We start from the raw sequence: 26,378 nt of genomic DNA, 5'->3' as shown, positions 1-26,378 counted from the left end.
GGGGGGAGGGAACATTGGCGCCGTGCGCTCCTTATGTAAGCAGGCCACGCCATGACCCATCCCGGCGAACAGCACTACCCACCGGGCGTCACATGGGACGCGCCGATCGCGCGTGGGTCGCTGCCGGGTCTGCTTGCCGACTCCGTTGCAAAACATGGCACCCGCACCGCCATCGAATTTCGGGATCAGCCGATCTCGTTCAACGATCTGCAGGCGCGTGTCGATATCGTAGCTGCCGCGCTGATGCGCGCCGGCTATGGCAAGGGCTCCTCCATCGGTATCTTCCTCGGCAATACGCCCGATCATCCGGTCCATTTCTTCGGCGGTCTCAAGGCCGGCGCGCGGCTCGTGCATCTGTCGCCGCTCGATGGCGAGATCGCGCTGTCGCACAAGCTCAAGGATTCCGGCGCGCGCGTGCTCGTGACGAGCAACCTCGCGGCGTTGCTGCCGATGGCGCTCAAGTTTCTCGACAAGGGCCTGCTCGACAGGCTGATCGTCTGCGAGGACGACGACTGGGGCGCTGTGAACAATCCGCAGCTGCCGCTGCCGGAAAATCCCGCCATCGTCACTTTCCGCAATTTTACCGCAGGCGCCACGCCGCCGACGCAGTGGCCCGAGATTTCTGCCGATGACGTCGCATTGCTGCAATATACCGGCGGCACCACCGGCCTGCCGAAAGGCGCGATGCTGAGCCACGGCAATCTCACCTCGGCGGTCTCGATCTACAATCTATGGGGCGCGCCGGCACGCGCCGGGCGCAATCGGATCGAGCGCGTCATCTGCGTGCTGCCTCTGTTTCATATCTATGCACTGACCGTGATCCTGCTGAGCCGCATCAGCCTCGGCGACACCATTTCGCTGCATCAGCGTTTCGATGTCAGCCGCGTGCTCGACGATATCGAGAAGAAGAAGGCCACCGTATTTCCCGGCGTGCCCACCATGTGGATCGCCATCGCGGCCGATCCGTCGCTGGAGACCCGCGATTTGTCGTCGCTGGTGTCGGCGGCCTCTGGCGGCGCGCCGTTGCCCGATGAAGTGGCGCGTCTGTTCGAGCGCAAGACCGGCCTGTCGCTGAAGAGCGGCTGGGGCATGACCGAGACCTGCTCGCCCGGCACCAGTCATCCACCCGGTGGCCTCGACAAGCCGGGCTCGATCGGCCTGATGCTGCCAGGGATCGACATTGACGTGGTGTCACTCGATGACCCGACCAGGGTGCTCGGCGTCAACGAAACCGGCGAAATTCGCATCAAGGGGCCGAACGTCACCAAAGGCTACTGGAATCGCGCGCAGGAGAGTGCCGAGTCATTCGTCGGCGATCGCTTCCTCACCGGCGATATCGGCTACATGGATGAAGACGGATTCTTCTATCTGGTCGATCGCAAGAAGGACATGATCATCTCCGGCGGTTTCAACGTCTATCCGCAGATGATCGAGCAGGCGATTTACGAACATCCCTCCGTACAGGAAGTGATCGTGATCGGCGTCGTCGATCAATATCGCGGTGAAGCGGCTAAGGCCTTTATCAGGCTGCGCAATGGCGCGGCGCCGTTCACCATCGACGAGCTGCGCGCGTTTCTCACCGGCAAGCTCGGCAAGCATGAACTACCGGCCGCCCTGGATTTCGTCGACGATTTGCCGCGCACTGCGGTCGGAAAACTCTCGCGCCACGCCTTGCGCGGGTTGCAACCCACGCCCATCATGAACCAAGAAACAACCTCGCAACAACAAACCGCCTCTGGAGGACCCCGCCCATGACCGAAGCCGTTATCGTTTCCACCGCCCGTACGCCGATCGGCAAGGCCTATCGCGGTGCCCTTAACGCCACCGAAGGCGCGACGCTGCTCGGCCATGCCATCGAGCATGCCGTCAAGCGCGCCGGCATCGATCCCAAGGAAGTCGAAGATGTGGTGATGGGCGCAGCCCTGCAGCAGGGTGCGACCGGCGGCAACATCGCACGCAAGGCGCTGCTCCGCGCCGGTCTGCCGGTCACGGTTGGCGGCACCACCATCGATCGTCAGTGCGCTTCGGGCCTGCAGGCGATTGCACTGGCTGCGCGTTCGGTGATCTTCGACGGCGTCGAGATCGCGGTTGGCGGCGGCGGCGAGTCGATCTCGCTGGTGCAGAACGAGCATGCCAACAAGTTCCACACCGTCGATCCCGAACTGATGAAGATCAAGGGCGACGTCTATATGCCGATGCTCGACACTGCCGAGACGGTGGCCAAGCGCTACAACATCTCGCGCGAACGCCAGGACGAGTATTCGTTGGAGAGCCAGCGCCGCACCGCAGCCGCGCAGCAGGGCGGCAAGTTCAACGATGAACTGGCGCCGATCTCCACCAAGATGGGGGTCGTCGACAAGGCGACCGGCGAAGTCTCGTTCAAGGACATCACGCTGTCCAAGGATGAAGGCCCGCGTCCAGAAACCACTGCCGAAGGCCTCGCCGGTCTGAAGGCCGTGCGCGGCGATGGCTTCACCATCACCGCCGGCAATGCCTCGCAGCTTTCGGACGGCGCCAGCGCCACCGTGATCATGAGCGACAAGCTCGCTGCGCAGAAGGGCCTTAAGCCGCTCGGCATCTTCCGCGGCTTCGTTTCCGCCGGCTGCGGGCCGGATGAAATGGGCATCGGTCCGGTGTTCGCCGTGCCACGTCTCTTGAAGCGTCATGGCCTCAAGATCGAGGACATCGATCTCTGGGAACTCAATGAAGCCTTCGCCGTGCAGGTTCTGTACTGCCGCGACAAGCTCGGCATCGATCCGGAGAAGCTCAACGTCAATGGCGGCGCGATCTCGGTCGGCCATCCCTATGGCATGTCGGGCGCACGTCTCGCTGGTCACGCACTGATCGAAGGCCGTCGCCGCAAGGCGAAATATGCCGTCGTCACCATGTGCGTCGGCGGCGGCATGGGCTCCGCCGGCCTGCTCGAAATCGTTCAGTAATTACAAATCTGCTCACAAGGAGGATCCGATGGATCTGAGCTTCAGCAAAGAAGAAACAGCATTCCGCGACGAGGTGCGCACCTTTTTCCGCGAAAGCCTCGACCCGGCGGTGCGCAAGAAACTGCAGGAAGGTCACCACACCAGCAAAGACGACCTGGTGAACTGGCAGCGCACGCTCAACAAGAAGGGCTGGGCCGTCCCGCATTGGCCGCAGGAATATGGCGGCACCGGCTGGAGCGCCGCCAAGCAGTACATCTTCCTGGAAGAGCTGCAGAAGACCCCCGCGCCGCCGCCGCTGCCGTTCGGCGTCAACATGGTTGGCCCGGTGATCTACACTTTCGGCAATGAGCAGCAGAAGAAGCACTTCCTGCCGCGCATTGCGAATATGGACGACTGGTGGTGCCAGGGCTTCTCGGAGCCGGGCTCGGGTTCGGACCTTGCCTCGCTGAAGACCACGGCGAAGAAGAAGGGCGATACCTATATCGTCAACGGCCAGAAGACCTGGACTACGCTCGCGCAACATGCCGACTGGATCTTCTGCCTTTGCCGCACCGACCCCGATGCGAAGAAGCAGTCGGGCATCTCCTTCATCCTCATCGACATGAAGTCGAAGGGCATCACCGTCCGCCCGATCCAGACCATCGATGGCGGCGTCGAAGTCAACGAAGTGTTCTTCGATGAGGTCGTGGTGCCGGCCGAGAATCTGGTTGGTGAAGAGAACAAGGGCTGGGATTACGCCAAATTCCTGCTTGGCAACGAGCGCGTCAACATTGCGCGCGTCGGCATGTCGAAGGAGCGCATCCGCCGCATCAAGGAGCTGGCGTCCAGCGTGATGTCCGGTGACAAGCCGCTGATCGAGGATCCGCAGTTCCGCCAGAAGCTCGCGGCGACCGAGATCGAGCTCAAGGCGCTCGAACTGACGCAGATGCGCGTCGTCGCCGCTGAAGGCAAGCACGGCAAGGGCAAGCCGGATCCGGCCTCGTCGATCCTCAAGATCAAGGGTTCGGAAATCCAGCAGACGCTCACCGAGCTGCTGCTCGAAGTCACCGGGCCGTTCGCACTGCCGTTCATGCCGGAAGGCGAGGGGCAGAACGAAGAGGGTGACTGGGCCTCGCCGATCGCGCCGACCTATTTCAACTACCGCAAGGTGTCGATCTATGGCGGCTCCAACGAGATTCAGCGCAACATCATCGCGAAAGCGGTGCTGGGGCTGTGATGTCTTCCTTCTCCCCGCTTGCGGGGAGAAGGTGGTCCGATTGCGCGTAGCGCATTCGGACCGGATGAGGGGGAGCCTCCGCCGGCTCGGTGCCCGCGGTTAGTCCCCCTCACCCGAAGGCTCCGCTTCGCTCGCCCTCGACCTCTCCCCGCAAGCGGGGAGAGGTTAGGGAGCTTAAACACATTCACACGCGCGTTACGCGCGATCCGAGAGAGAAAGACCATGGATTTTGATTTGTCGGAGGAGCAACGCCTCCTCAAGGACAGCGTCGACGGCCTGCTGAAATCGTCCTACGAATTCGAGGCTCGCAAGAAGTATCGCGCCGAGAAGGGCGGCTGGAGCCGCGATGTCTGGGGCAAGTTCGCCGAACAGGGCTTGCTCGGTCTGCCGTTCTCCGAGGACGACGGCGGCTTCGGTGCCGGTCCGATCGAGGCCATGATCGTGATGGAAGCGCTGGGCCGCAATCTCGTGGTCGAGCCCTATCTCGACACGGTGGTGCTCGGCGGCGGCTTCCTGCGCCGCGCCTCGGCGGAGCAGCGTGCTGCGCATCTGCCCGGGATCATCGACGGCTCCAAGACCATGGCTTTCGCACAGGTCGAGCGTGATTCACGCTATGACCTCGGGGACATCAAGACGTCGGCCAAGAAGAGCGGTTCGGGCTACACGTTGTCCGGCGAGAAGTTCGTCGTCGGTCATGGCGACACCGCCGATACGCTGATCGTCACCGCGCGCACCGCCGGTGGCCAGCGCGATGCCAAGGGCGTTGGCGTGTTCCTGGTGCCCGCCAATGCCAAGGGCGTCGACATCAAGGGCTATGAGACGCAGGACGGCAGCCGCGCCGCCGATATCAAGCTGAACAATGTCGAGGTCGGCGCAGATGCTGCGATTGGCAATGCCGAGGATGGCTTGTCGATCGTCAATCAGGTCGTCGATGACGCGCGCATCGCACTGTGCGCCGAAGCGGTCGGCGCGATGGAAGAAGCGCTGAAGATCTCCGTCGAATACATCAAGGAGCGCAAGCAGTTCGGCGTCGCCATCGGCTCGTTCCAAGCGCTGCAGCACCGCGCAGCCGACATGTTCACCGCGCTGGAAACCGCGCGCAGCATGTCGTTCCTGGCCTCGATGGCGTCGAGCTTCACCGATCTTGACGAACGCACCAAGACGGTCGCCGCCGCCAAGGTGCAGATCGGCCGCTCCGCGCGCTTCGTCGGTCAGGGCGGCGTGCAGCTGCATGGCGGCGTCGGCGTGACCATGGAGTACAAGATCGGCCACTACTTCAAGCGGCTGACCATGATCGAGCAGCAGTTCGGCGATGCCGATTATCACCTGCGCCGCGTCGCGCAGGCGGGCGGGATCACGGAGTAACTCTGCTCTTAACCTCTCCCCGCTTGCGGGGAGAGGTCGGATTGCGAAGCAATCCGGGTGAGGGGGACTCTCCACGCGCTCATGAACTCGTGGAGAGTCCCCCTCATCCGACTCGAACGCGCTACGCGCATTCGAGCCACCTTCTCCCCGCATGCGGGTAGAAGGAATGCGCCATCGCTAAAATCAATCAACAACAAGGAGACCGCCCGTGAAAAATCCCTTCGATCTCACCGGCAAGGTCGCCGTCATCACCGGCTCCAGCCGCGGCATCGGCAAGGCCTCCGCGGAACTGCTGGCGCAACTCGGTGCCAAGGTCGTCGTCTCCAGCCGCAAGGCCGATGCCTGTCAGGCCGTGGTCGATGGCATCAAGGCCAATGGCGGCGATGCCCATGTCATTCCCTGCAACATCTCGCGCCGCGATGAAGTCGAAGCCCTGATCGACGGCACGGTGAAGCATTACGGCCCGATCGATATTCTGGTCTGCAACGCCGCGGTGAATCCCTATTACGGGCCGCTGCTCGATATTGCGGATGAGGCCTTCGACAAGATCATGGGCTCCAACGTCAAGAGCAATATCTGGCTTTGCGCCAAGGCGATCCCGGCCATGGCCGAGCGCGGCAAGGGCTCGGTGGTCATTATCTCATCCATCGGCGGTCTGCGCGGGTCCACGGTGATTGGCGCCTACGGCATCTCCAAGGCTGCCGACTTCTCCCTGTGTCGCAGCCTCGCCGGCGAATGGGGACCGAAGGGCGTGCGCGTCAATTGCATCGCGCCTGGGCTGGTGAAGACCGACTTCGCGAAAGCGCTGTGGGAAGACGAGGCCAATCTCAAGCGCCGCACCGCGACCACGCCGCTGCGCCGGATCGGTGAGCCCCACGAGATCGCCGGTGCCGTCGCCTATCTCGGCTCGGATTCCTCCACCTTCATGACCGGCCAGACCATCGTCATCGACGGCGGCGTGACGACCGCATCGGTGTGACGTCCTTACCCTCCCCTGAAGGGGGAGGGTCGATGAACGCGTAGCGTTCGTCGGGGTGGGGTGAAGCCACAGACGCTGTCCCCCGCAGCTTCACCCCATCCCGCCTCTCACCGCGCTGTGCGCGATGATCGCCGACCCTCCCCCTGCAGGGAAGGGTAAGAAATCCCGCGAAACAAACCTCCGGCGGTAGCCACTTGCCGCCTGCCTCAATCCTTTCCCGTTTTTTAACACTTAGGGCGCACGGATAGCCGCAGCTGGAGAGTTCCCGTGCGGCAGACGGATATCGCGATCATTGGTGGCGGCCTCGCCGGGTCGACGGCTGCGGCGATGCTCGGTCGCGCCGGTGTGTCTGCGATCCTGATCGAGCCGCATCAGGTCCATCCGCCCGAACTCCGCTGCGAGAAGATCAGCGGCGGCGTCCAGCTCGAGCGGCTCCGCAAGACGGGTCTCGTCGATGCGGTGCTCGGTGCCGCCACCCATGACGACGAGATCTGGATCGCGCGTTTCGGCCGCGTGATCGACAAGCGCCCGAGCCAGCAGCACGGCTTTCTCTACGACACGCTGGTCAATACCGTGCGTGGCCAGATTCCATCCACCGTCGAGACCATTCACGCCAAGGCGACCTCGATCGCCACATCGGATGACCGTCAGACCGTCGGCCTGTCCAATGGCGAGGAGATTTCCGCGCGTCTCGTTGTCCTCGCCAATGGCGCCAGTGTCAGCCTGCGCAATCAACTCAATATCGGCCGCCCGGTCATCTCGGCCAATCATTCGATCTCGGTGGGTTTCGATATCGCGCCCGTCGGCCGTGAACGTTTTGCCTTTCCGGCGCTCACTTATTTCGCGGAAACCACGGTTCATCGCACCGCCTATGTCACGCTGTTTCCCATTGGCAAGACCATGCGCGGCAACCTGTTCGTCTATCGCGAGACCGACGATCCCTGGATTCGCCAGATGCGGCGCACGCCGGAGGCAGCATTGGATGCCTGCCTGCCGAAACTGCGCGCGCTGATCGGCGACTACAAGATATCCGGCGATATCAAGATCCGCCCCATCGATCTCTATGAGAGCGACAATGTGGTCCAGCCTGGCGTCGTGCTGGTGGGCGATGCCTTTGCTTCGCCGTGCCCGGGCAGCGGCACCGGCACCGACAAGGTGTTCACCGATGTCGCGCAGCTTTGCAGCGTACACATCCCGAACTGGCTCGCGACCGATGGCATGGGCGCCGACAAGATCGCGCAATATTACGCCGATCCTCTGAAACTGGAATGCGACGCCTGGGCCAACGGCAAGGCGTTCAAGCTGCGCTCGGTGACAACAGAGAATTCGCTGTATTGGCGCGCACAGCGCTGGGCACGTTTCTTCGGCCGGCTGGGCGAGGGCATGGTGCGGCGGGCCCGCGAGACGCTGCCGCGCGAACTGGCGATGGTCGCGTCCGCTCTGGTCATGATGATCGACTCGGCGACTTGACCGCCGGCGCTGCCGCTTGACGCGCCCGCGCTAATCCGGTTGCCTGCGCCTCCCAACACAACGCGACCACAATCTTTCGGGAAGAAACGTCATGTCTTTCGTGATGGCCATCGATCAAGGCACCACATCCTCGCGCGCGATGATCTTTCGCGCCGACATCTCGATCGCGGCCAGTGCGCAGCAGGAATTCCCGCAGCATTTCCCGGCCTCCGGCTGGGTCGAGCATGAGCCCGAGGATATCTGGACCTCGACGTTGGCCGTTTGCCACGAGGCCATGACGAAGGCGGGCGTTACCGCGAAGGATATTGCCGCCATCGGCATCACCAATCAGCGCGAGACCGTGGTGGTGTGGGATCGCGTCACGGGGCAGGCCGTGCACCGTGCCATCGTCTGGCAGGACCGCCGCACCGCGGAGATCTGCGCCCAGATGAAGGCCGACGGCCATGAGCCGTTGATCACGCAAAAGACCGGCCTGATCATCGATCCGTATTTCTCCGGCACCAAAGTGGCGTGGATTCTCGATCATGTTCCTGGCGCGCGCGACCGCGCCGAGCGCGGCGAATTGCTGTTCGGCACCGTCGATTGCTATCTGCTGTGGCGGCTCACGGCGGGCAGGGTGCACGCCACCGACGCCACCAATGCCTCGCGCACGCAGTTGTTCAACATCCACACCGGCGAGTGGGATGACGAACTGCTGAAGCTGCTGCGCGTGCCCAAGGCTATGCTGCCCAGGGTGCAGGATTCATCGTCCGATTTCGGCAGCACCGATCTGTTTGGTGGCACGATCATCATCGGCGGTATTGCCGGCGATCAGCAGGCTGCAACCATCGGGCAGGCCTGTTTTGCGCCGGGCATGATCAAGTCCACTTACGGCACCGGCTGCTTTGCCCTGCTCAATACCGGGACGACGCCGGTGCAATCGAAGAACAAGCTGCTCACAACCGTGGCGTATCAACTCAACGGCGTGCGGACCTATGCGCTGGAAGGTTCGATCTTCGTTGCCGGCTCCGCCGTGCAGTGGCTGCGTGACGGGCTCGGCATCATCAAGAGCGCGGCCGAAAGCGGGCCGCTCGCTGATCAGAACGATTCTTCGCAATCGGTCTATCTGGTCCCGGCCTTTGTCGGGCTCGGTGCGCCTTACTGGAATCCCGATGTGCGCGGAGCGCTGTTCGGACTGACGCGCAACACCGGCCCGGCCGAACTCGCCCATGCCGCGCTGGAAAGCGTCTGCTATCAGACGAGGGATCTCTATGCGGCGATGCGTGCCGACTGGCCCGATGTCTCCGCTGCGACTGTCGTGCTGCGCGTCGATGGCGGCATGACCGCATCGGACTGGACCATGCAGCGTCTCGCGGATCTGCTGAATGCACCAGTCGATCGCCCGATGATCCAGGAAACCACCGCGCTGGGTGCTGCCTATCTCGCCGGTCTCACGGCCGGCGTATTTCCGGAGCCTGCCAAATTCGCCGACAACTGGCGGCTCGAACACCGCTTCAAGCCGGCCATGAGCGAAGCCACACGGACACGAAAACTGAAGGGCTGGGCGCAGGCAGTGAAGGGCGTATTGGCGAGCGATCCGGGGAAAGATTGAAAGCTTGCTCACCAAACAGAAAGAGCCGCCTGTGCGGGCGGCTCCTATAATGGTCATGTCAGGCTGACCGTGCCTGTTGTTGGTTGTTAGCGCCAGCCGCGATGCCGTCCGCGCGACCAGCCATAATGATGGCCGCGTCCGCGGCCCCAGCCGTAATGATGTCCACGCCCGCCGCGGTGCATGCCGTGATGTCCGCCGCCATGGCCACGAATCTGGATGATGTCGCTGGCGGTGCTCGCAGGTGCAAGCCCACCGACCGGCATGGCGTTCGCTGGAAGCATCAGGCCCAGACCCAGGAGTGCCGCGGCTGCCGTCGCGATCATGGTACGTTTCATTTCAACCCTCCAAACGCAAATATTGCGCATACGACAAGCTGCGGCCTTCCTGATCGTTCCGTCGCCACGGGATTGAAACGATAACTTTGCCGGGAGCGGAATTCGTCGCGGCGGTGGTAGAGAGAAAATAATCCCTCGCGCCCTATTGACGAAAATCCTATATAGGTCTATATGCCTTCTATCCCGTTCGCGAGGGGCGCTTCTAGAGGCGTCTTGAAGTGGAACAGGGATGCGGCGCCTGCGGGTGTGGGGTGACGTACCCCGCGCACTCGGGAGGCCTTGGGTCACCGTCCGACCCCACTACGGGGGTCTGCCACTCATGCTGGCTGGACGTGGCATTGGTGAACGGCGGGAAACCGTCGGGATCAGCGGAGTGCGGAGCTCTGCGCCTTTGCCCGGAAGAACGGTCCCGGGGACAGAAATCGCCGCGGTGGCGCGCCGTGAGGCGTTGCGCGGTTGCAGCTTGCCGGCGTTCCGGTGGAGCGGATCGCGATAAAACCACCCTTTGCGCCTCACGGCGCGCCGCCGCCCCTCATGTTTCGAGGGGCACTGCTCATACCTCGGACGCGCAAGCGCCGCGAGAATGCGAGAGCTTGGCTGTTTGACAAGCACATCCTGCGACTTGCAAAGCGCTACTTCGCTCCGACCTTCTTGCCGCGATACATCAGATGCACCGCGCAGTTACATCCCGGCGGATGGGTCGCGAGTTCGTCATTGGCAGGCGCGGGTACGGCGACCGGCGCAGGCTCGGCACCGGCACCCGGAATGTAGTTCAGCACAGGCGCCAGCCAACGTTCCACCTCGGCCACGCTCATGTTCTTGCGCGCGGCATATTCCTCGACCTGATCGCGCTCGATCTTGCCGACGCCGAAATAATAGCTCTCGGGATGGCTGAAATAGAGCCCGGACACCGACGAGCCCGGCCACATGGCGTAGCTTTCGGTGAGTGTTACGCCCGCAGTGTTCTCCGCATCGAGCAATTTGAAGATCGTCGCCTTCTCGGTGTGATCGGGCTGTGCGGGATAGCCGGGGGCAGGGCGGATGCCTTGATACTTTTCAAGGATCAGATCGTCGGTCGAGATATTCTCGTCCGGCGCATAGGCCCAGAACTCCTTGCGCACGCGCTCATGCATGCGTTCTGCAAAGGCTTCGGCGAGACGGTCGGCCAGCGCTTTGCACAGGATCGACGAATAGTCGTCATTGGCGTTCTTGAAGCGATCGGCGATGATATCCTCGCCGATGCCCGCGGTGACGACGAAGCCGCCGATATAATCCGGCACATTCGAGGTCTTCGGCGCGATGAAGTCGGAGAGCGCTGCGTTGAAGCGGCCCTCGCGCTTCTCGAGCTGCTGGCGCAACGTGTAGAGCGTCGCAATCTCGGTTGAGCGGGTGTCATCCGCATAGAGGCGGATGTCGTCGCCCACGGCATTGGCCGGCCAGAAGCCGATGGTTGCCTTCGCCGTGAACCACTTTTCCTCGACGATCTGCTTGAGCATTTTCTGCGCATCGGCATAGAGCGACGTCGCGACTTCGCCGACCACGCTGTCGGTGAGGATGCCGGGGAAACGGCCGGACAGTTCCCAGGTCTGGAAGAACGGCGTCCAGTCGATATAGGCAGCAAGCTCTTCGAGCGAATAATCGCTGAAAGTCCGGATGCCCAGGAAGGTCGGCTTGCGCACCGTCTTGCTGAAGTCCGCGACATGCGCATTGGCGCGCGCTGCGATGAGCGAGAGGCGCTTCTTGTCCTGCTGGGCGCGGAAATGCGCGGCAGAAATCTTCGCATAATCGGCGCGCACCTCGGCCGCATAGGCGACGCTCTTCTCCGGCGACAGCAGCGACGAGGCAACGCCCACGGCGCGGCTGGCGTCGTTGACATGCACAACGGCGCCGGCGCGGTAGTTCGGATCGATCTTCACCGCGGTATGCACACGGCTGGTCGTCGCGCCGCCGATCAGCAGCGGCATCTTCAGACCCTGCCGTTCCATCTCGCCGGCCAGGAACGTCATCTCGTCCAATGACGGCGTGATCAGGCCGGACAGACCGATGATGTCGGCGCCTTCGGCCTTGGCGGTATCGATGATCTTCGAGGCCGGCACCATGACGCCGAGATCGATGACCTCGAAATTGTTGCACTGGAGCACGATGCCGACAATGTTCTTGCCGATGTCGTGGACATCGCCCTTCACGGTGGCGAGCACGATCTTGCCCGCATTCTTGCGGCCATCGCCGGTGATCCCTGCGGCGAGATTGTCGGCCTTCTCCTGCTCCATGAACGGCATCAGGTAAGCCACCGCCTGCTTCATCACGCGGGCCGACTTCACCACCTGCGGCAGGAACATCTTTCCGTCGCCGAACAGGTCGCCGACAATGTTCATGCCGGCCATCAGCGGGCCCTCGATGACATGCAGCGGGCGTGCCACGGTGAGGCGTGCGGCTTCGGTGTCTTCGTCGATATATTGGGTGATGCCGTGCACCAGCGCGTGGCTCAGCCGCTTCTCCACCGGCCATTCGCGCCAGGTGAGATCCTGCTCCTTGGCCTGCTTGGTCTGGCCGCGGAACTTCTCGGCGAGTTCGAGCAGCCGTTCGGAGGCGCCGGGATCGCGGTTGAGGATGACGTCCTCGCAGACCTGGCGCAGCTCGGGATCGATGTCGTCATAGACGATCATCTGTCCGGCATTGACGATGCCCATATCCATGCCCGCCTTGATGGCGTGATACAGGAACACCGAATGCATCGCTTCGCGAACCGGCTCGTTGCCGCGGAACGAGAAGGAGAGGTTGGAGACGCCGCCGGAGATATGCGCATGCGGCAGGTTCTGCCGGATCCAGCGCGTCGCCTCGATGAAGTCGACGCCGTAATTGTTGTGCTCTTCGAGGCCAGTCGCGATGGCGAAAATGTTCGGATCGAAAATGATGTCTTCCGGCGGGAAGTTCAGCTCACCTACCAGAATGTCGTAAGCGCGTTTGCAGATCTCGGTCTTGCGCGCGAACGTGTCGGCCTGGCCGACCTCGTCGAACGCCATCACGACCACGGCGGCGCCATGGCGCTGCGCGATCTTGGCCTCATGGATGAACTTCTCCACGCCTTCCTTCATCGAGATCGAATTGACGATCGGCTTGCCCTGAACGCATTTCAGGCCGGCTTCGATGACGTTGAATTTCGACGAGTCGACCATCACCGGCACGCGGGCGATGTCCGGCTCGGAGGCGACCAGATGGAGGAACTCGACCATCGCCGCTTCGGAATCCAGCAGGCCTTCGTCCATATTGACGTCGATGACCTGTGCGCCGTTCTCGACCTGGTCGCGCGCCACTTGCAGCGCGGCGGTGTAGTCGCCGGCGGTGATCAGCTTGCGGAATTTAGCCGAGCCGGTGACGTTGGTGCGCTCGCCGACATTGACGAAGGGAATCGCCGAGGTCAGTTCGAACGGCTCCAGACCTGACAGGCGCAGGAGCGGTGCGATCTCTGGCACGACGCGCGGCTTGTGCGGCGCGACGGCCTTGGCGATGGCCGCGATATGGTCCGGCGTGGTGCCGCAGCAACCGCCGACCACATTGACGAGGCCGCTGGCAGCGAACTCGCCGATCAGCCCCGCCATGAATTCCGGGCTCTCGTCATACTGGCCGAATTCGTTGGGCAGGCCGGCATTCGGATAGGCGCAGACGAGGGTATCGGCGACGCGGCCGATATCGGCGATATGCGCGCGCAGGTCTTCGGCGCCGAGCGCGCAGTTGAAGCCGATGGTCGCGGGCCTGGCGTGCTTCACCGAATTCCAGAACGCTTCGGGCATCTGGCCGGACAGCAGGCGTCCGGACTTGTCGGTGATGGTTCCGGAGATCATCACGGGCACGTCGATGCCGCGCGCCTCGCAGATTTCGGCAATGGCATAGAGCGCCGCCTTGGCGTTCAGCGTGTCGAAGATGGTTTCGACCAGCAGGAGGTCGGCGCCGCCGTCAAGCAAACCGTTGATCTGCTCGCTATAGGCGATGCGCAGATCGTCGAAGGTCACCGCACGATAGCCGGGATTGGCGACATCCGGTGAGATCGAGGCGGTGCGGTTGGTCGGGCCGATGGCGCCGGCGACGAAGCGTGGCTTGCCGTCCTCGGCAGCGACGGTAATGGCAGCGTTCTTGGCGAGGCGCGCGCCTTCGCGGCTCATCTCATAGGCGATGTCCTGCAGGTCGTAATCGGCCTGCGCGATCGAGGTCGAGGAGAAGGTGTTGGTGGCGACGATGTCGGCACCGGCGCGCAGATATTGCGCGTGGATGTCCTCGATGGCGTCGGCCTGGGTCAGGATCAACAGGTCGTTATTGCCGCGGAGGTCGCGGTGGAAATTCTTGTAGCGCTCACCGCGGAATGCGGCCTCGTCGAATTGCAGACCCTGGATCATGGTGCCCATGGCACCGTCGAGCACGAGAATGCGCTCGGCAGCGGCGGCAAGCAGTTCGGTACGCTTCGGCGAAACGGGTACGGACATGAGATCAGGCAGCTTTCTGCGCGCCGTTCGGCCGGAAGCCCAACAGGTGACTAATGGCGAAAACGAGATCGGCGCGGTTCATCGTGTAGAAATGGAAGTCACTGACGCCCTGTTTGGCGAGCTTCTGCACTTGGCCGGCGGCCACGGTGGTAGCTACCAGTTTGCGTGTCTCGGCATCGTTATCGAGGCCGTCGAACTTGGCGGCGAGCCAGGATGGCACCGTGGTGCCGGCGCGGGTGACGAAAGTTCTCGCCTGCTTGAAATTATGCATCGGCATGATGCCGGGCAGCACCGGGATATCGATGCCGCGGGAGCGGACCTTGTCGAGGTAGCGGAAATACAGGTCGTTATCGAAGAACACCTGGGTGATGGCGCGGGTCGCGCCCGCATCGACTTTGGCCTTCAGCGTATCGATGTCAGCATCGAAGTCGGCGCTCTCGGGATGCTTCTCCGGATAGGCGGAGACGGTGACGTCGATATCGGGATAGCGGTTGCGGATGCTGGCGACCAGATCGGCGGAGGTCTTGTAACCGTCGGGGTGCGGTATATATTCCGTGCCGATGCCTGTGGTCGGATCGCCGCGCAGGGCCACGATGTGGCGAACGCCGGCCTCATGATAGCGGGTCACGACATCGTCGATTTCGCTTTTCGGCGCGCCGACGCAGGTCAGATGCGCCGCCGGGGTGAGGGCGGTCTCCTTGAGCAGGCGGACGATGGTGGCGTGGGTGCGCTCGCGCGTCGACCCACCGGCGCCATAGGTCACCGACACGAAGGACGGGTTCAGCGGCGCCAGGCGCTCAATGGTGTCCCACAGGGTGCGGTCCATCTCCTCGGTCTTCGGCGGGAAGAACTCGAAGGAGATATTGGGAAGCTTGGTGGGGGTGGCCGGGTTGATCTCGGTCATCGCGTCGAACTCCACCGCATGAAGCGGTACCGGTTGTCTCTGGCGCCAAGCCCTGGGGACTTTGGCTGCACTGCACAAAGATAGGCTATGGTCGGTGACTGAAATAGCCCATCTGGAGCGGTTTTAGGGTGGGAATTGGCCCAACTAAGGGCAGATATCTCGCGTAATTTTCCTCGTTAGAATATAAGTGGGCAGCGCCGGTTTCCCGCAAAACTACCATAATATGGCTTTAAATAGCCAATCGAGCCACTTCGATCTATGGACGGTGTATGTGGGCAGATGTCGTGTAATTATTCTTATATCAGAATTCGTCCCACGAGGGGCGGCCCTTGCTGCCATCGGCGTTTGGGGGAGGCGTCGGTGGCCCAAAACGCTCTTTGCGCTCTCCAGCGCAGGCACTAGCTTGGCGCCATGATCCCATTGTCCATTCTCGACCTCTCGGTCGTCACGTCAGGCACGCCGCCCGCGGGCGCGCTCCGTAACAGCATCGATCTGGCCAAACATGCCGATCGCCTCGGCTATGTCCGCTACTGGCTGGCCGAGCACCACAACCTCGCTTCGGTGGCGAGCCCCGCACCGGAGATCATGATCGGGCAGATCGCCGCGGTAACGCAGCATATCCGCGTCGGCTCTGGCGGCGTGATGCTGCCGAACCATGCGCCATTGATGGTGGCCGAGCGCTTCAAGATGCTGGAGGCGCTGTTTCCCGGCCGGATCGATCTCGGCCTTGGCCGTGCGCCGGGCACTGATGGCGCCACAGCCTATGCGTTACGCAACCGTCTTGCCGGCCGTGAAGGCGATGATTTCCTCGAGCGACTGAGCGAGCTGGTACTGTGGGAGACGCGCCAATTCCCGGAAGGTCATCCCTATAACAACGTCGTGGCGATGCCGAATGACGTGCCACTGCCGCCGCTCTGGCTGCTCGGCTCCAGCGACTACAGTTCGGATCTCGCTGCGCAGGTCGGCATGGGCTTCGCTTTCGCCCACCATTTTGCATCCCACGACGCCGCCGACGCGATGGTGCATTATCGTGCGCGCTTCAAGTCCTCCGGCTGGCGGCAGGCGCCGCATGCGATTCTCGCGGTCGCGGTGATTTGTGCGGAGACCGATGCCGAGGCCGAGCGTCTGGCCTCGTCGGCCGACCTCAATCGCCTCCGCCGCGACCGCGGCGAATACGCGCCGCTGCCGAGCGTCGAAGAGGCGCTGGCCTATCCCTATAGCGACAGCGAAAAGATGAAGATCGCGCGCAATCGTTCACGGCTGTTCGTCGGCAGTCCATCGGCAATCATGGAGAAGCTGCAGCCGCTCATCAGCGAATGCCAGGCCGATGAGTTGATGGTCATTACTGCGATGTATGATCATGAGGCGCGGAAGCGGTCCTATGATCTGTTGGCGGATGTATTTCAATTGCAGAGAGCAGCAGCCTAGGCGCAGCGAGGTTAGCGAGCGCCGCGACAATGGGAGGGGATGATGGCGCCTCTGGTAACACCGCGTGGCCTTGGCGAAGTTGTTCTGCGTGTCAGCGATATGCCGCGCGCGGTCAGTTTCTATCGAGATGTCCTTGGCCTCAGTGTGCTGCGCGCCTTCGACGATCGGATCGTGTTTCTCAAGGTGGAAGATGGCTTTGAAGGCCATCACCGGATTATCGGTCTTTTCAGGGCCGATCAGCCGTCCAATCGTGACGACACGAAATGGTCCGCTCCCGATTTGCGGGCACCCACTCTGCATCACCTTGCGCTGGAGATTGCGTTATCGGACTATCAGCCTGCTCTCGATGCCCTGACGAAGGCGGGTTTCAAGCCGAACACCTACGAACACCGATGGATCGGCTGGCGCTCCATTTACGTCACCGATCCGGACGGCAATATTGTCGAGTTGGTTGCGGTGGACGCGTCAATTTGCGAGGCGTCGTAAAGTTTCGAAAGGCAATGTCGGGATCGGGACTACCGAAACGTCCTTGGATCGGCGCCGTCACCACACGAGGTAAAACCTATGCTCTATGCAATCCTGGCCTATCACGTCGAAGACGTCGTCGTGTCCTGGACGACCGACGAAGACACTGCGGTGATGGCCAATCTTCATGAGCTTCACGAGAAGCTGACGGCCGACGGCCGGATGGGGCCGGCTGCGCGTCTCGGAGGTACCAAGGGTGCATTCACCTTGCGCGGACCCGGCGCTGGCGTGATCATCGACGGCCCTTTTGCCGAGACCAAGGAGCAGTTGCTCGGCTTCTATGTCGTCGATTGTGCGACCCGTGAGGACGCCGTCGCAACCGCGCGCGATCTGCGCCGCGTCAATCCGACTGCGGTCTATGAAATCCGTCCGGTTCAGCTATTTCTGCCCGGATCGCCCATGGCGGCGACGCATGCGCTGACCGATCACGTCCGGCCGGCGTCGTCCTGAACTTGCCAGTTACGAGGTCGGTTCGCCGAAGGTCGCGCGGAAAGGATGCGCCGGATAGACGCCGACGATCCTGAATTCGCGTGAGAAGAACTTCAGCTCTTCGAGCGCGAAAGCGAGGTTGCGGTCATCCGGATGACCGTCGACATCGGCGTAGAACTGCGTGGCGAAGAACTCGCCGTCGACCATGTAGCTTTCCAGCTTGGTCATGTTGACGCCGTTGGTGGCGAAGCCGCCGAGTGCCTTGTAGAGCGCTGCAGGAAGATTGCGGACGCGGAATACAAAACTGGTGACCAGCGGTTCGGAGCCCTGTGGCGCCCATTTGGCGTCTTTGGAAAGGATGACGAAACGCGTGGTGTTGTGATCCTCGTCCTCGACGTCCTCGGCGAGAATTTCGAGTCCGTAGATATCGGCAGCGAGGCGGGAGGCCAGCGAGGCGCAGCTCTTGTCGCCGCGTTCGGCAATCGCGCGGGCCGAGCCGGCGGTATCGGCGGCGACGATGGCCTTGATGCCGAGCTTGCGGATGATGCGGCGGCACTGGCCGAGCGCGTGGACGTGGCTTTCCACCGTCTTGATGTCGGTGAGCTTCGCGCCGGGCAGCGCCATCATCTGGTGGTGAATGGGCAGAAACCACTCGCCGACGATATGCAGGCCCGACTGCGGCAGCAGATGATGGATGTCGGCGACGCGGCCGGCAATCGAGTTCTCGATCGGGATCATGCCGAGATCGGCCTCGCCCGAGGTGATCGCGGCCAGCGCATCCTCGAAGGTGGCGCAGGGCAGCGGCTCGGCATTCGGAAACGCCTCGACGATGGCGATATGGGAATTGGCGCCGGGCTCGCCCTGGAATGCGATCTTCATGATCTGATTTTGGGGAATGGTCATGGCGGGCCTTGTATCAGTCACTCAGGTTTTTGCCAGTAGCCGGCGGGCGGTTTCGAGATCCGCGGGCGTATCGACGCCGAGCGGGACGCTATCGACGATGGCGGCGTCGATCCGCATGCCGGCTTCCAGTGCGCGGAGCTGTTCGAGCTTTTCGCGCAGCTCCAGCGTCGACGGCGCGAGTTTGACGAAGCCTTCGAGCGCGGCGCGCCGATAGGCATAAAGCCCGATGTGATGGTAGCGGGGCCCGTCGCCATAGGGCGCCGTGGCTCGGGTGAAATACAGCGCACGCAGCCTGTCGGGTCCGGCTGGCGAGCCGATCAGCTTCACCACGCTCGGATTGGTATGTTCGTCATCCTTGTGGATCTCGGTCGCCAGGGTCGCGATGTCGACCGCGGGGTCGTCGAGCAGGCGGACCGCGGCGCTTATGTCGCCCGGCGGAATAGTGGGCAGGTCGCCCTGGACGTTGACGATGGTCTGGACGTGCCCGGCCGGATCGAGCTTGCACAGGGCCTCAAATATCCGGTCGGACCCTGATGGATGGTCCGGGGAGGTCATGACCGCCTCGAAACCGTGGGCTTTAACGGCGTCCGCGATGTCGGCCGTATCGGTGGCGATGGCGACACGGCCCAGACCGGCCTCTTTGGCGCGTCGCGCCACATGCACGATCATCGGCAACCCGCCAATATCGAGCAGCGGCTTGCCGGGCAGGCGGGTGGCCGCCATGCGGGCGGGAATGAGCACCAGGGTGCGTGTGTCTGTCATGTCAAAATCGGCTTGGATTCCAGTGATCTTCCCCCCGAAAAGTATGATGCACATCAAAGGGCGCGGCGTTTATACGGGTTGCCAGAGGATGGGCAAACCGTTATCTCAAAACGGCAGGCCTGAGGGCCGCAGGAACGTGATTCCTGAGTGTGTCGAGGCCGTTGGAGCGGCCTTCCAATGACCTAAAACGGCGTGGGGCTTTTCGACTATGGACTCCTTCGAACTTAACAAGATTATGGGCGCCATTCTCGGCACCTGCCTGGTTCTGATGGTGACGAATTTCACCGCCCAGGCCGTGTTTTCACCGAAGCATATGGAAAAGCCCGGCTTTGATATCGCCGTGAAGGAAGAGGCTGCCGGTGGTGCCAAGGCCGCTGCCGCGCCGTCCGAACCGATCGAGAAGCTGCTGCAGACCGCTTCGGTCGAGAAGGGCTCAACCGCAGCCAAGAAGTGCGCTGCCTGCCATACATTCGAAAAGGGTGGCCCGAACCGCGTTGGCCCGAACCTGTTCGGCGTCGTCAATGAGAAGGTGGGCGAAGGCAAGGCCGGGTTCAACTTCTCGGCGGGCATGAAGGCCAAGGGCGGCACCTGGACCTTCGAGGAGCTGAACAAGTTCATCGCCAATCCGAAGGGCACCGTACCGGGCACGGCCATGGGCTTCGCCGGCATTCAAAAGGATAGCGAGCGCGCCGACGTGATCGCCTATCTGGCAACTCTCGCCGATAAGCCGGTGCCGCTGCCCACTGCAGCGAAATGAGGACGGTGTCGTAACGCTGTTCCTTGGTAATTTATCATCGATTAAACGGCCAGGCTCAGCCTGGCCGTTTTCGTATCTGCATTACCAAAGCTTAAGCGGGACGTTTGGCCGCAACGCGTTAGGATGCAACCAGCGTGACGGGTGGTATCCTGCGGAAAAGCCGGCATAATCGGTCGAACCCTCGCCTTATATGACCGTTCTAATAGACTGCTTCGGTTCACAGGATTCAGCACATTGACGATTTCCCGACGCCGCCTTCTCCAGACCAGCGCCTTCGCCGCACTTGCCCCTGTCATCGGTGGTACGGGCAGCCTCTCCGTCATCGATGCAGCAAGTGCCCAGTCTACGGCTAAAGGTGCAGAGTGGCGCCACGCGCTGTCCCTGTTCGGGGAGATCAAGTATCCGGCGGAGTTCAAGCGCTTCGACTACGTCAATCCGGAAGCTCCCAAGGGCGGCACCGTCCGCCAGATCGCCATCGGCACCTTCGACAATTTCAACATCGCGGTGGCCGGCGTGAAGGGCAACATCGCCGGCGCCGTCGGGCTGATCTACGAGTCCCTTACGACAGGATCGCTGGACGAGGTCTCGACCGAATATGGCCTGCTCGCGGAAGCCGTCAGCCATCCCGAGGATTACTCCTGGGTGTCCTATCGGTTGCGGGCGAATGCCAAGTGGCATGATGGCAAGCCGGTGACCCCGGAGGATGTGATCTTCTCGCTTGAGTCCTTCAAGAAATATCACCCGCAATATTCTGCCTATTACCGCCATGTGGTGAAGGCCGAGAAGGTCGGCGAGCGTGAGATCAAGTTCACCTTCGATGCGCCCGGCAATCGCGAATTGCCGCAGATCGTCGGCCAGCTCACCGTGCTGCCCAAGCACTGGTGGGAGGGCACGAACGCTTCCGGCGCGAAGCGCGACATCGGCAGCACCACGCTGGAGGTGCCGCTCGGCAGCGCCGCCTACCGCATCAAGGATTTCGTGCCGGGCCGTTCGGTGTCGGTGGAGCGCGTGAAAGACTATTGGGGGCGCGACCTCAACGTGAATGTCGGTCGCAATAATTTCGACGAGCTGCGCTACGAGTATTTCCGTGACGGCACCGTCGCGCTCGAAGCCTTCAAGGGGGATCAGGTCGATTGGCGCACCGAGAACAGCGCCAAGAACTGGGCGACGGCCTATGACTTTCCTGCAGTTGCCGAGAAGCGCGTTATCCTCGAAGAATTCCTCAACCGCTCGTCGGGCATCATGCAGGGCTTCGCGCTCAACATCCGCCGCGACAAGTTCAAGGATCCGCGCGTTCGCCGCGCGCTGAATTATGCGTTCGACTTCGAGGAGATGAATAAGCAGATCTTCTTCGGCCAGTACAAGCGCATCTCCAGCTATTTCGATGGCACCGAACTGGCATCGTCAGGTCTGCCGGAAGGCAAGGAGCTGGAGATTTTGGAGACGGTGCGTGCCGAAGTGCCGCCGGAGGTTTTCACCAAGCCCTATACGAATCCGGTCGGTGGCAGTGCTGAAAATGTGCGCAGCAATCTTCGCGAAGCGCTACAATTGTTCAAGGAAGCGGGCTACGAAGTCCGTGATCGCAAACTGGTCAATGCCAAGACCGGTGCGCCGTTTGAGCTGGAATTGCTCGGTGAGGATCCCTCTTTCGAGCGCGTGATGCTGTTCTTCAAGCCGTCGCTGGAACGTCTCGGCATCGGCGTGTCGGTCCGCACCATCGATGCCACGCAATATGAGAACCGGCTGCGGACCTGGGATTTTGACGTCGTCGTGTCGTCCTGGCCGGAGTCGCTGTCGCCTGGTAACGAGCAGCGTGAATTCTGGGGCTCGCAGGCAGCCGATATGGCCGGCTCGCGCAACATCGTGGGCATCAAGAATCCTGCGATCGACAAGCTGATCGATCGCGTGATCTTCACCAAGGACCGCAACGATCTCGTCGCTGCGACCAAGGCGCTGGATCGTGTGCTGCTGTGGAACAACTTCGTGGTGCCGCAATGGACCTACAACAAGGTCCGCACCGCGCGCTGGGATCGCTTCGGTCGTCCGCCTGAGCCGCCGAAATACGGGCAGTCGGGTTTCCCAGCCATCTGGTGGTACGACGCCGACAAGGCCGCAAAGATCGGCAAGCGCTCTTGAGGAGCACATCGCGCATGGCGCAGCTCAATCGTCGGCACGTGCTGGGTCTCGGGATCGGCGCTATCGCGGCGTCACGCTTCAGCCCCGCTTTGGCGCAAGCGCCGAGCGAAGCCCACGGCATCTCCGCCTTTGGCGATCTGAAATATCCGGCCGATTTTCCGAATTTCGACTACGTCAACGTCAAGGCGCCGAAGGGCGGCGCCTTCTCGACGGTGCCGTCGAGCCGTGCATTCAACCAATCGTTCCAGACCTTCAATTCGCTGAACGCCTATGTTCTGAAAGGCGACGGCGCGCAGGGCATGGGCATGACCTTCGCCCCGCTGATGGTGCGCGCGGGCGACGAGCCAGACGCGATGTATGGGCTGGTCGCGAAGTCCGTGCAGATCTCTGCCGATGGTCTGACTTACAGTTTTACTTTGAGGCCGGAAGCGCGCTTCCACGATGGCAGCAAGCTCACCGCGCGCGATGCGGCGTTCTCGCTGACGACGCTTAAGACTAAGGGCCACCCCATCATCACGCAGCAGATGCGTGATATGGTGAAGGCCGAGGCTGTCGATGACGTGACGCTGGTGGTGACCTTCGCCGAGAAACGCGGCCGCGACGTGCCGTTGTTCGTTGCAGGCATGCCGATTTTCTCGCAGGCCTATTACGATAAGCGCGCATTCGATGAGACGTCGCTGGAGACGCCGCTCGGTAGCGGGCCTTACAAGGTCGGGCGCTTCGAGGTCGGGCGTTACATCGAATTCGACCGCGTGAAGGACTGGTGGGGCGCAGACCTTCCGGTCAACCGGGGCAGCTACAATTTCGATACGGTGCGGTTCGATTTCTATCGCGACCGCGACGTGGCTTTCGAAGGCTTCACCGGTCGCAATTATCTGTATCGCGAGGAGTTCACCTCGCGCATCTGGAACACGCGTTACGATTTCCCGGCGGTGAAGGATGGCCGGGTCAAGCAGGAGATGCTGCCCGACGATACACCGTCCGGTGCGCAGGGCTGGTTCCTCAACACACGCCGCGCCAAGTTCAAGGATCCGCGTGTGCGCGAGGCGCTCGGTAACGCATTCGATTTCGAATGGACCAACAAAACCATCATGTATGGCGCCTATGTGCGCACGGTGTCGCCGTTCCAGAACTCTGACCTGATGGCGACTGGTGCGCCGTCGCCGGAAGAGCTCGCATTGCTGGAGCCGTTCCGCGACAAGGTGCCGGCCGAGGTTTTCGGAGCGCCCTATCTGCCACCGACATCGGATGGATCAGGTCAGGACCGTGCGCTGCTGCGCAAGGCGATCCAGCTCCTGAACGACGCCGGCTGCGTGATGAAGGACGGCAAGCGCATGACGTCGCAGGGTGAGCCGTTCAAGATCGAGTTTCTGCTTGATGAGCCTGCTTTCCAGGCGCATCACATGCCCTATATCAAGAATCTCGGCACGCTCGGCATCGAGGCCAGTGTGCGCCTTGTCGATCCCGTGCAGTTCCGCGCACGCCGCGACGATTTCGACTTCGATGCGGCCATCGAGCGTTTCAGCTTTTCCACGATTCCCGGCGATTCCCTGCGCTCGTTCTTCTCGATGCAGTCGGCCACCACCAAAGGCTCGAACAATCTCGCCGGTATTTCCGATCCTGTCGTCGATGCCCTGATGAACGAAGTCATCGCCGCCGATACGCGACCCAAGCTGGTTTTCGCGGCGCGAGCGCTGGATCGTGTCATCCGTGCCGGGCGCTACTGGGTGCCGCAATGGTATGCGGCCTCGCATCGCGTGGCCTATTGGGATGTGTTCGGCCATCCCGCCAATCTGCCGAAATATATCGGCGTCGGTGCCCCCGATCTGTGGTGGGCGTCCGCAAAACCTTCAAGTGAGCAGGCCAAATAGCATGGGCGCATATATCGCACGGCGCGTGCTACTGATGTTTCCCACACTGCTGGGAATCCTGTTCGTCTCCTTTGTCGTGGTGCAGTTCGCGCCCGGTGGTCCTGTCGAGCGCGTGATCGCGCAACTCAGCGGCGCCGATACCGGTGCCTCACGCGTCTCCGGCTCGTCCGGCGGTGACTTTGGTAACCGTGCGCAGCCGGGTGCCGCAGGCGATGCGGTGAACTCGAAATATCGCGGCGCGCAGGGGCTCGATCCGGATTTCGTCAAGAGCCTGGAAAAGCAGTTCGGCTTCGACAAGCCTGCGCCTGAACGTTTCGCGCTGATGTTGTGGAATTTCGCGCGCTTCGATTTCGGCAAGAGCTATTTCCGTGACACGACGGTGCTGCAGCTGATCAAGGAGAAGCTGCCGGTCTCGATGTCGCTCGGCATCTGGATGATGTTGATCACCTACCTGATCTCGATTCCGCTCGGCATTCGCAAGGCAGTGCAGGACGGCTCGCGCTTCGACACCTGGACCTCGGCGGTCATCATTGTCGGTTTCGCCATTCCCGGCTTCCTGTTCGCGATCCTATTGATCATCCTGTTTTCGGGTGGATCGTTCTGGAGCATCTTCCCGCTACGCGGCCTGACTTCAGACGGCTGGAGCCAGTTCCCGTGGTACTGGAAGATCATCGATTATTTCTGGCACATGACGCTGCCGCTGATCTCCATGGTGCTCGGCGCCTTCGCCACCATGACGCTGCTGACCAAGAACTCGTTTCTCGATGAAATCCGCAAGCAATATGTGATGACGGCGCGCGCCAAAGGCTGCAATGAGCGGCAGGTGCTCTACAATCACATCTTCCGCAATGCCATGCTGATCGTGATCGCCGGATTCCCGGGCGCATTCATCCACGCCTTCTTTTCGGGTTCTCTGCTGATCGAGACGATCTTCTCGCTTGATGGCCTCGGCCTGCTCGGCTTCGAGAGCGTCCTCAACCGCGATTATCCCGTGGTGTTCGGCACGTTGTTCATCTTCTCGCTGGTCGGTCTGGTGGTGAACCTGCTGTCCGATCTGGCCTATATGTGGATCGATCCGCGGATCGACTTTGAGGCGCGAGAAGTCTGATGACCATCACCGCGCCCCTTCCCGTGGAGAGCACCACACAGTCGCCGTTCGGCGAAGCCGTGCCGCCATCGCGGCATCCGCTCGGCATCTCGCCACTCAACCAGCGCCGCTGGCAGAACTTCAAATCCAATCGCCGTGGCTACTGGTCGTTCTGGCTTTTCATGGCCCTGTTCTTCATCTCGCTGTTCGCAGAGGTGATCGCCAATGACCGGCCGTTCTTCATCAAGTTCGACGGCAAGATGTATTTCCCGGCTTTCGTCACCTATTCGGAGACGACCTTCGGCGGCGACTTCGAGACGGCCGCGGATTATCGCGACCCGTTCCTGCAGAAGCTGATCGCCGAGAAGAACGGCACGATCCTCTGGCCGCTGATCCGCTATTCCTACGATACGCATAATCTCGATCTGCCGACGCCGGCACCGTCTAAACCGACATGGATGCTCACCGAGGAACAGTGCAAGCCGGTGGTTGAAAAGAAGGGCCTCAAGAGCTGCCGCGATCTCGAATATAACTGGCTCGGCACCGACGATCAGGGCCGCGATGTCGTGGCGCGGCTGATCTATGGCTTCCGCATCTCGGTGCTATTCGGCCTCGCGCTCACCATCGTTTCGTCAATCATCGGCATCGCCGCAGGCGGTGTGCAGGGTTATTTCGGCGGCTGGGTCGATTTGGCGTTCCAGCGTTTCATCGAAATCTGGAGTGCGATCCCGTCGCTCTATTTGCTGCTGATCCTGTCATCGGTTCTGGTGCCCGGCTTCTTCGTGCTGCTCGGCATCTTGCTGCTGTTCTCATGGGTGTCGCTGGTGGGCCTTGTGCGCGCTGAATTCCTGCGCGGTCGTAACTTCGAATACATCATGGCGGCGCGGGCGCTTGGCGTGTCCAACGCCAAGATCATGATCCGGCATCTGCTGCCGAACGCGATGGTCGCGACCATGACGTTCCTGCCGTTCATCGTCTCGTCCTCGGTGATGACACTGACCGCGCTGGATTTCCTCGGCTTCGGCTTGCCGCCGGGCTCGCCGTCGCTTGGCGAACTGCTGTCGCAGGGCAAGGCCAATGTGCAGGCGCCCTGGCTCGGCTTCACCGGTTTCTTCGCGGTGGCGATCATGCTGTCGCTGTTGATCTTCATCGGCGAGGGCGTGCGCGATGCCTTCGATCCGCGCAAGACGTTCAGGTAGGGCC

The 26,378-nt window shown here is 62.0% G+C and carries 20 protein-coding genes; 15 read left to right on the top strand and 5 right to left on the bottom strand.

Annotation, left to right across the window (positions count from 1 at the left end; translation table 11 throughout):
- Nucleotides 1–51: 51 nt before the first annotated feature.
- From pimA to glpK, 7 genes are all read left to right on the top strand, one after another.
- Nucleotides 52–1,755 carry a dicarboxylate--CoA ligase PimA gene (pimA, locus tag AC1DUY_RS19560; protein WP_478116381.1) on the top strand — a complete coding sequence of 568 codons (1,704 nt, stop codon included), beginning with the start codon at nucleotides 52–54 and terminating at the stop codon, nucleotides 1,753–1,755.
- The gene (locus AC1DUY_RS19555; protein ID WP_478116379.1) at nucleotides 1,752–2,939 is read left to right on the top strand and encodes an acetyl-CoA C-acyltransferase; all 1,188 of its coding nucleotides are present in this window, start codon (nucleotides 1,752–1,754) and stop codon (nucleotides 2,937–2,939) included. The genes pimA and AC1DUY_RS19555 overlap by 4 nt, the downstream gene beginning before the upstream one ends.
- Nucleotides 2,940–2,967: 28 nt before the next feature.
- Entirely contained in the window at nucleotides 2,968–4,155 is a 1,188-nt protein-coding gene (gene pimC / locus AC1DUY_RS19550) for a pimeloyl-CoA dehydrogenase large subunit (RefSeq protein WP_089261586.1), read from the top strand.
- A 222-nt stretch (nucleotides 4,156–4,377) separates the two neighbouring features.
- Entirely contained in the window at nucleotides 4,378–5,520 is a 1,143-nt protein-coding gene (pimD, locus tag AC1DUY_RS19545; protein ID WP_478116376.1) for a pimeloyl-CoA dehydrogenase small subunit, read from the top strand.
- Between the two features lie 208 nt (nucleotides 5,521–5,728).
- Nucleotides 5,729–6,499, top strand: coding sequence for an SDR family NAD(P)-dependent oxidoreductase (locus AC1DUY_RS19540; protein ID WP_441228831.1), 771 nt, complete (start codon nucleotides 5,729–5,731; stop codon nucleotides 6,497–6,499).
- Between the two features lie 267 nt (nucleotides 6,500–6,766).
- Nucleotides 6,767–7,969 (top strand): FAD-dependent oxidoreductase, encoded by a 1,203-nt coding sequence (locus AC1DUY_RS19535; protein ID WP_478116374.1) that lies wholly within the window; start codon nucleotides 6,767–6,769, stop codon nucleotides 7,967–7,969.
- Between the two features lie 91 nt (nucleotides 7,970–8,060).
- The gene (gene glpK / locus AC1DUY_RS19530) at nucleotides 8,061–9,560 is read left to right on the top strand and encodes a glycerol kinase GlpK (RefSeq protein WP_320447127.1); all 1,500 of its coding nucleotides are present in this window, start codon (nucleotides 8,061–8,063) and stop codon (nucleotides 9,558–9,560) included.
- A gap of 86 nt (nucleotides 9,561–9,646) precedes the next feature.
- Here the strand turns inward: glpK and AC1DUY_RS19525 are convergent, their stop codons facing one another.
- The 3 genes from AC1DUY_RS19525 to metF all read right to left on the bottom strand — a co-directional run bounded on the left by AC1DUY_RS19525 (nucleotide 9,647) and on the right by metF (nucleotide 15,277).
- On the bottom strand, nucleotides 9,647–9,895 hold the full coding sequence (locus AC1DUY_RS19525; RefSeq protein WP_089261574.1) for a hypothetical protein: 249 nt from the start codon (nucleotides 9,893–9,895) through the stop codon (nucleotides 9,647–9,649).
- Between the two features lie 632 nt (nucleotides 9,896–10,527).
- Nucleotides 10,528–14,373: a methionine synthase gene (metH, locus tag AC1DUY_RS19520; protein WP_439079636.1), complete on the bottom strand. Its 3,846-nt coding sequence runs from the start codon at nucleotides 14,371–14,373 to the stop codon at nucleotides 10,528–10,530.
- Nucleotides 14,374–14,377: 4 nt separating this feature from the next.
- The gene (gene metF, locus AC1DUY_RS19515; protein WP_441228834.1) at nucleotides 14,378–15,277 is read right to left on the bottom strand and encodes a methylenetetrahydrofolate reductase [NAD(P)H]; all 900 of its coding nucleotides are present in this window, start codon (nucleotides 15,275–15,277) and stop codon (nucleotides 14,378–14,380) included.
- A 411-nt stretch (nucleotides 15,278–15,688) separates the two neighbouring features.
- Between metF and AC1DUY_RS19510 the strand changes: the two genes are divergently transcribed.
- From AC1DUY_RS19510 to AC1DUY_RS19500, 3 genes are all read left to right on the top strand, one after another.
- Nucleotides 15,689–16,705, top strand: a complete 1,017-nt coding sequence (locus AC1DUY_RS19510; protein ID WP_478116370.1) for an LLM class flavin-dependent oxidoreductase — start codon at nucleotides 15,689–15,691, stop codon at nucleotides 16,703–16,705.
- 39 nt (nucleotides 16,706–16,744) lie between these two features.
- Nucleotides 16,745–17,191: a VOC family protein gene (locus AC1DUY_RS19505; RefSeq protein ID WP_093759238.1), complete on the top strand. Its 447-nt coding sequence runs from the start codon at nucleotides 16,745–16,747 to the stop codon at nucleotides 17,189–17,191.
- Nucleotides 17,192–17,269: 78 nt separating this feature from the next.
- Nucleotides 17,270–17,680, top strand: coding sequence for a YciI family protein (locus AC1DUY_RS19500; RefSeq protein ID WP_478116367.1), 411 nt, complete (start codon nucleotides 17,270–17,272; stop codon nucleotides 17,678–17,680).
- A 9-nt stretch (nucleotides 17,681–17,689) separates the two neighbouring features.
- On the opposite strand, the gene AC1DUY_RS19495 is transcribed toward AC1DUY_RS19500, so the two are convergent.
- Nucleotides 17,690–18,538, bottom strand: a complete 849-nt coding sequence (locus AC1DUY_RS19495) for a prephenate dehydratase (protein WP_068736325.1) — start codon at nucleotides 18,536–18,538, stop codon at nucleotides 17,690–17,692.
- A gap of 45 nt (nucleotides 18,539–18,583) precedes the next feature.
- On the bottom strand, nucleotides 18,584–19,324 hold the full coding sequence (locus AC1DUY_RS19490; protein WP_089261562.1) for a 3-deoxy-manno-octulosonate cytidylyltransferase: 741 nt from the start codon (nucleotides 19,322–19,324) through the stop codon (nucleotides 18,584–18,586).
- Nucleotides 19,325–19,532: 208 nt separating this feature from the next.
- Between AC1DUY_RS19490 and AC1DUY_RS19485 the strand changes: the two genes are divergently transcribed.
- From AC1DUY_RS19485 to AC1DUY_RS19465, 5 genes are all read left to right on the top strand, one after another.
- Nucleotides 19,533–20,081 (top strand): c-type cytochrome, encoded by a 549-nt coding sequence (locus AC1DUY_RS19485; RefSeq protein WP_068736206.1) that lies wholly within the window; start codon nucleotides 19,533–19,535, stop codon nucleotides 20,079–20,081.
- A 234-nt stretch (nucleotides 20,082–20,315) separates the two neighbouring features.
- Nucleotides 20,316–22,217 (top strand): extracellular solute-binding protein, encoded by a 1,902-nt coding sequence (locus tag AC1DUY_RS19480; protein WP_478116365.1) that lies wholly within the window; start codon nucleotides 20,316–20,318, stop codon nucleotides 22,215–22,217.
- A gap of 14 nt (nucleotides 22,218–22,231) precedes the next feature.
- Nucleotides 22,232–24,088: an extracellular solute-binding protein gene (locus AC1DUY_RS19475; protein ID WP_439057436.1), complete on the top strand. Its 1,857-nt coding sequence runs from the start codon at nucleotides 22,232–22,234 to the stop codon at nucleotides 24,086–24,088.
- Between the two features lies 1 nt (nucleotide 24,089).
- Nucleotides 24,090–25,196 carry a microcin C ABC transporter permease YejB gene (locus AC1DUY_RS19470; RefSeq protein WP_068736211.1) on the top strand — a complete coding sequence of 369 codons (1,107 nt, stop codon included), beginning with the start codon at nucleotides 24,090–24,092 and terminating at the stop codon, nucleotides 25,194–25,196.
- Nucleotides 25,196–26,374: an ABC transporter permease gene (locus AC1DUY_RS19465; RefSeq protein WP_175365655.1), complete on the top strand. Its 1,179-nt coding sequence runs from the start codon at nucleotides 25,196–25,198 to the stop codon at nucleotides 26,372–26,374. The genes AC1DUY_RS19470 and AC1DUY_RS19465 overlap by 1 nt, the downstream gene beginning before the upstream one ends.
- Nucleotides 26,375–26,378 lie beyond the last annotated feature (4 nt).

The organism is Tardiphaga sp. P4_G1 (genome assembly GCF_056401215.1).
This window is presented reverse-complemented; position numbering and strand designations above follow the sequence as displayed.